Genomic DNA, 6,357 nt, shown 5'->3' on the forward strand with positions numbered 1-6,357 from the left:
GCGGAGCGAGCCACGGTGTGGGCGTCGGCGTGGGCGGTCCTTCCGGTCCGTCCCTTCCACCTGGCGGGTGGGACGGCGCGGATCGGCCAAGTGCGGGACGTGTGTGGCGCGTCACGGCTCTCGCCGTGTCCGGTGGCGTCCTCGCCGGGCTGGTCGGGGGCGCCTTCCGCCGATCCCTGGTCCTGGCCGATGACTACCGTGACCAGCTGTTCGCGTGGGCCCGGCTCGGGTCCTTGTGGCGCTGGGTGGTTCCGGTCCTGGTCGCGGTCGCCGCTGTGGCGCTGGCCCGGCTGATCGTCCGCCGGGTTCCGGAGTCCTCCGGCAGTGGCGTCCAGCGGGTCGAGGCGGAACTACGGACAACGGTCAGGCCGGTTCGCATCGCCCTCCTTCCGGCCAAGTTCGTCGGCGGGCTGTTGTCCATCGGCGCGGGCATGGCGCTGGGCCGGGAGGGCCCTACCGTGCAGATGGGCGCATCGCTCGGCGCTGAACTGGCACGCCGTGCCCGGCTCAGCCCGCCCGAGGTGCGCGTGCTCACGGCCGCGACCGCCGGAGCGGGACTGGCGGTGGCGTTCAGCGCACCCGTGGGCGGGGCGCTGTTTGTGTTCGAAGAGGTCGCTCATGCCTTCCGTGTTCGGCTGGTCCTCACGACCGTCGCCGCCGTGGCGGCGGCGATCGCCGCCTCATCGCTCGTCATCGGCACCCGGCCGGTGTTCTCCGTCGGGCGGGTCCCGATGGAACCACTGCGGACGCTCCCCGCGTATGTGGTGCTCGGCCTGCTGCTGGGCGCGGCAGGAGTGGCCTACAACCGGCTGACCATCCTTCTGCTGAACGGTGTGGAAGGCTTGCGCGGCCTTGCCCCGGAGGCGAAGGCCGCCCTCATCGGCGGGGTCGTCGGATTGATCGGTATCGGCGCTCCAGAACTGATCGGCGGTGGCGAATCGCTGGGTCAGGACGTCCTCGCCGGTGGGAACGCTCTGGGATATCTGGGGATCGTGCTGGTCATACGCTGGTTCCTGGGGCCGCTGTGCTACTCGGCGGGTACGCCGGGCGGGCTGTTCGCGCCCCTGCTGCTCGTCGGCGCCGCGGCGGGTTCGCTGTTCGCCGGATCCTTGCACGCCGTCCTGCCGTCACTCGGCATGGCGTCCACCGCAGGCGCCATCGTCGGCATGTCCACGTTCTTCACGGCTGTCGTGAGGGCGCCCCTGACCGGCGTCGTGCTGATCGTCGAAATGACAGCGACGACGTCGCTGATCGTCCCGATGCTGCTGGCCGCCATGGCCGCGCTGATCAGCACGACACTGCTCAACGGGCCGCCGATCTACGACACTCTGCGCCAACGAATGCGAGACCCGGCGGCGGGGCCACACGGCACAGGACGTTGAACCACAATGTGCGCTTCCCCCGAACACTGTGATGCGGTCCGCGCTCAAAACCGGCCTATGCCGTGAGACGGGCGCTCGGGCGGTCGCCGGTTCCATGCCGCTCTCTGACGATCCGGCCTCGTGGGTCCTTCCGCGGCAGCGGCGTCTCGGTCGCGTGATGGCCGTACTGGCGGACGTCGGCCGACAGCTCGCCGAGCGAGGGCGGCAGCTACATGACCGCGCCGAGCACGATCACGCAGGCCAGCCGGCGATGACCGAGGCGGTCCAGGACCCGAACCGGTCCTTGAGGCGCTGCCCGAGCCGCACTCCGGCGACCAGCACCGCGATCGACACCCCGACCACCAGCACTCATTGTCGGCTTCTCCCGAAACCACAGCATCCCTGCGCGTGGTCCAGGACGGTCCCGCCAAGGACACATGCGGGGGCGCTCGGGCACCGGAATGCCGCCGCTCGCTGAGGCGTGGCGGTCGGGCGCCGCAGCCCGCTGCATCGCGCAGGAGCCGGAAAGCAGGTCACGGTTCAACTCGTGTGCCCGCGCTGGGACGATTTTGATCAACAAAGGGGCGAGGGATTCTGGTCTGGCAGGGTGGTGGCACCTAGGCTCGGCCCATGGGTTCGATCTTGACTCGCGTTGGCGGGCCGAAGGATCTGGAGTGCCTCAGCGTCACAGAGCTTGAGAGTTTGGCAGCGGAGATCCGTGATCTTCTCGTGCGGACCGCGTCCACGTTGGGGACGGGCCATCTGGGGCCGAATCTGGGCGTCGTCGAACTCACGATCGCGTTGCACCGTGTGTTCGACAGCCCGACCGAGCCGATTCTGTGGGATGTCGGCCACCAGGCCTATGTGCACAAGATTCTGACCGGTCGGGCCGGGCGGATGCCGACGCCTCCGGCAGACCGGCGGCCTGTCCGGCTATCCGAGCCGTGCTGAGAGCGAGCATGACTGGATCGAGAACTCTCACGCCACCACCGCCCTGTCCCATGCCGACGGCATGGCCAAGGCGTTCGAGGTGCGCGGCGACCGCCGGCCCGTGACGGCGGTCGTCGGCGACGGCGCGCTCACCGGTGGCATGGCGTGGGAGGCGTTGAACAACATCGCCGGTGCCGACCGTCCAGTGGTCATCGTCGTGAACGACAACGGGCGCTCGTACGACCCGACCGTCGGCGGGCTGGCCGACCGGTTGTCTAGGCTGCGGCTCCATCCCGGGTACGAGCAGGCGCTGCGGGTGGTGAAGAACACCCTCGGCCGTACGCCGGTCGTCGGATCGCCGCTGTACAACGCGCTGCACGGCACCAAGCGGGGCCTGAAGGACCTGCTCACACCGCAGGGCCTGTTCGAGGACCTCGGTCTGAAGTACCTCGGCCCCGTCGACGGCCACGACATCGCCGCCCTGGAGCACGCCCTCACCCTGGCCGCGACTTCGGTGGACCGCTGATCGTCCATGCCGTCACCCGCAAGGGCTTCGGCTACCCGCCGGCCGAGAACGATGAGACCGATCAGTTGCATCAGTGGAAGCCCATCGACCCCGACACCGGCGCGGCCCTGCCCAAGACCGGCCGCACGTGGACGAGTGTGTTCAGCGAGGAACTGGTGCGGCTCGGCGATGAGCGCGCCGACGTCGTGGCGATCACCGCGGCGATGCCTGAACCGACCGGCCTGGGCGCGTTCGCCCGCCGCTTCCCCGACCGCTTCTACGACGTGGGCATCGCCGAACAGCACGCCGTCGCGTCCGCCGCGGGAATGGCCACCGGCGGCCTGCAGCCGGTGGTGGCGATCTACGCGACGTTCCTGAACCGGGCCTTCGACCAGGTGCTGATGGACGTCGCGTTGCACAGGCTGCCTGTCACGTTCGTGTTGGACCGCGCTGGCATCACCGGCGAGGACGGCCCCAGCCACAATGGCATGTGGGATTTGGCCGTACTCGGTGTCGTCCCCGGCTCGAAGGTCGCGGCGCCGCGCGACGAGGCGACGCTGCGGGCCATGTTGAACGAGGCCGTCGGCTGTGCTGACGGGCCCACGGTGGTGCGGTTCCCCAAGACACCTATGAGTCCCGCGCTCCCGGCGATCCGCAGTGTCGATGGGGTGGACGTGTTGGCTGAGCCGGACACTGATGGTGGCGTGGACGCGCTGGTCGTCGCGATCGGGGCCACCGCCGCCGACGTCATCGAGGCGACCACCGCCGCTCATCAGGCGGGATACACGGTCCGGGTGGTCGACCCGCGCTGGGTCAAGCCAGTGCCGGAAGCACTGGTGGGCCTCGCGGGAGCCGCGCGGCTGGTGGTCACCGTCGAGGACGGTGTGCTCGACGGAGGCGCGGGCGCGCGGGTCGCTCAGCGGCTCGCAACCGCAGGCGTCGACGTGCCCGTCCGGCAGATCGGCATCCCGGCGTCCTTCCCCGACCACGGAAGCGCCGCCGACGTCCGGACGTGGGCGGGCCTGAACGCCCAGACGATCGGGCGACGCATCGTGGAATGGTGGGTCGCCACCGCGCCGTCGACCGATAGCGTCCGCAAGGACGACCACAATCGGGCCTAGCCCGATATCCCGTGGACGGCGTGGTGGACGTTTTGTTTTAGCTTGCCTTGCTTGTGGCCATCGCAGAAGGGTGTAGCTCTTTTTGAGTGAGCGTGCCGGTCAGGCGGTGAGTGCGTATTCGTGCTGGTCGTGGGTGCGTTCGTGTTCACGGCGTAGGTGGTAGGCCCAGTAGCGGTCGAGGTCGTGGTTGGTGTTGAGGGCTCGGAGCTTGAGCATCGCCTCGGCTCCGGCCAGGCCCCATCTTGCTCCTGCGAGGTTGAATCTGTCGGCGATCAGGTGGCGGCAGGCGCCTTCGATCACCCCGGTGGCGATGGGCCACCCGTGGGCGAGGGCGTGGTCGTAGCGGAGGTGGCCGGCGTTGTTGGTGAGGTAGCCGATGGCGGTGTCGATGCCGTGTCGCCGGTGGGCGGACAGCGTGTCGGCGTGGTGTTCCAGGTCGGTGATGACCTGGTGGACCTGCCCGGCCAGCAGGGCCAGCGCCCAGGTGGCGACGCGGTCCTCGGCGGCCGGGTCGGTGGGGGCGTGCAGGTTCCAGGCCGCCGCCCAGAGCTTCTCCAGGACGTGGATGAAGTCGATCACGATGTGGAGGGTGATGCCGCGGCGGGCGGCTTGGGCTTTGATGAGGTCGAGTTGGTGGCGGGCGCCGTCGACCAGCACGACCCAGGGCCGGGCGCGGGCGGGGTCGCGGGCCTGGGCGTGGTCGAAGACCTTGCCGATCACGGTGTCGGGGTCGTCGATCACCGACCCGCACAGCCATTTGCGCATCGCGGATGGTCCGGGCCGCGGTGGCCGGGTCCCGTGCCGTCCGCCGGGGACGGCGATCACATCATGCGGGCGGCGCGGTGCGGGCTCGGCGTCATAGACCACCCCCAACGTGGCCATCCGTTTGCGGGCCGGTTTCTCCCCGCCGGCCAGCCGGGTCCGGAACGTTCGCTTGGCCAGGGCTGCGGCCTTGCGTGTGGCCGGGCGCAGCGCGTCGGGGCGCATCGCGATGCCCTTGCCGTCGAAGCTGAGCACCAGCAGTTCCTCACCGGTGCGCGGCACCGGTGTCTGCTCGGCGTAGAACGCGTCGATATCTTGGGCGCAGGCGACGATCACCTCTTCGATCTGCCGTTTGCCGATCACCGTCCCGCAGCGTGCGGTGATCGCCGCGTGGGCGGTGTCGAACGAGCCGCGCACCGCCTCGGCCACCGCCAGGCGGGCCAGCCCTGCCGAGTGCCGACGGCCGGGCAGCGACAGCGCCGCATCGGCCGGATACAGGTTGCCGACGCTGGGGGCGCGCCAGGCGCACCGGGTGACCCTCACCGTCCCGAACACGGTGGCCAGCAACCGGTGATGCCCGCTCTCCACCCGGCGCCGCACCACCCCGTCGGCCCCGACCACACCGGCGCCCTGTGCGCGAGCGTGTGACACGGCCTGCCGCTCCCGCTGTGCTCGCAGATCAAGGTGCGCCTGCAGGAGCTGTCGTTGCAGCTCACGGCCCTGTTCGACAAGCAGTTCCTCCAGGTGGTCATGCGTCAGCGACCCGGCTGATGGGCCGGTGAGCTGTCCGATCAGACAGTTGAAGGTCTTCCGCGCCTGCGCAAAGCAGTCAGCGGTGACGGCCGTGTCGTACGGTGCCATCACAGGGCTCTTCTTCCCGGCGCGGGTCGCGATCTGGTTGGCACCTTCGAACCTGACCGGGAGAAGAGCCCACCGCAATCACCCGCCCGGTCAGGACGCGATGCCCCCACCGGCCCCCAGGCCGGTCCCACCGGCCAGATCATCGGCCACCGGTGCGATCACCGTGAACAACCCCGGCCCGTCCTCGGCCGCCCACCCCCGCTCCACCAGCCGCTTCAGCTTGGCGCGCAGCCCCTCCCGCTTGGCCGCCTCGTCCGCCACGCCCATCGCCGCCAGGATCTGCCCGGCCCGCATCGCCCCACCGGCATCGGCCATGATCTCCACCGCGTCCCGGTACGCCTGCGGCAACACCTGCGCCGACATGCCCGGCCGCCACGGCGGCACCGTCACCACACCACGCACCAACGACGGCGCGTCCACAGGTTCGACCGGTTCGACCGGTTCGACGGGCCGGCCCTCACCCGCGGGCGCCGGCACCGGCGGGACGGCCCCGCCCAGGATCTCCTCCACCGTCTCCCGCGTGATCAACAGCCGCGACAGCCGGTCTTCCTCGGCTTCCAGCCGTGACTCCAACCCGGCGATCTGCTCACGGATCTCCTCGATCCGCTGCCGGACCCCGGCCTCACGCCGCGCCAGCTCATCCAGCAACGAACCCATCGCCGCACCGCCTCACCACGCCTACACCCACGGTAAAGGGACTGTACGGTTTTCGGTGTAACTCCTGATCAAGGAGTGACACCTGATGATGACTGAAGTGAAGACGGAGGCCGTGGTGGCCGAGCCCGACGAGAAGCGCGGTCCGGTGGCCGTGGTCGAG

General features: G+C 70.0%; 3 protein-coding genes and 1 pseudogene. 2 read left to right on the plus strand and 2 right to left on the minus strand.

All coding sequences use genetic code 11. The annotated features are described in order from the left end of the window. The first annotated feature begins 125 nt into the window (after positions 1-125). Both SM418_RS03385 and dxs read left to right on the plus strand, forming a co-directional pair. Positions 126-1,382 (plus strand): chloride channel protein, encoded by a 1,257-nt coding sequence (locus tag SM418_RS03385; protein WP_207946063.1) that lies wholly within the window; start codon positions 126-128, stop codon positions 1,380-1,382. Between the two features lie 609 nt (positions 1,383-1,991). Next, positions 1,992-3,917 (plus strand): annotated as a pseudogene (gene dxs, locus SM418_RS03390) (1-deoxy-D-xylulose-5-phosphate synthase). Positions 3,918-4,016: 99 nt separating this feature from the next. On the opposite strand, the gene SM418_RS03395 reads toward dxs, so the two are convergent. Further along, positions 4,017-5,540 (minus strand): ISKra4 family transposase, encoded by a 1,524-nt coding sequence (locus SM418_RS03395; protein ID WP_371938359.1) that lies wholly within the window; start codon positions 5,538-5,540, stop codon positions 4,017-4,019. A 90-nt stretch (positions 5,541-5,630) separates the two neighbouring features. After that, positions 5,631-6,197 carry a hypothetical protein gene (locus SM418_RS03400; RefSeq protein WP_371938358.1) on the minus strand — a complete coding sequence of 189 codons (567 nt, stop codon included), beginning with the start codon at positions 6,195-6,197 and terminating at the stop codon, positions 5,631-5,633. Positions 6,198-6,357: the final 160 nt, after the last annotated feature.

Origin of the sequence: Actinomadura chokoriensis, from assembly GCF_041463665.1 — a bacterium.
GTDB classification, from domain to species: Bacteria; Actinomycetota; Actinomycetes; order Streptosporangiales; family Streptosporangiaceae; genus Spirillospora; species Spirillospora chokoriensis_A.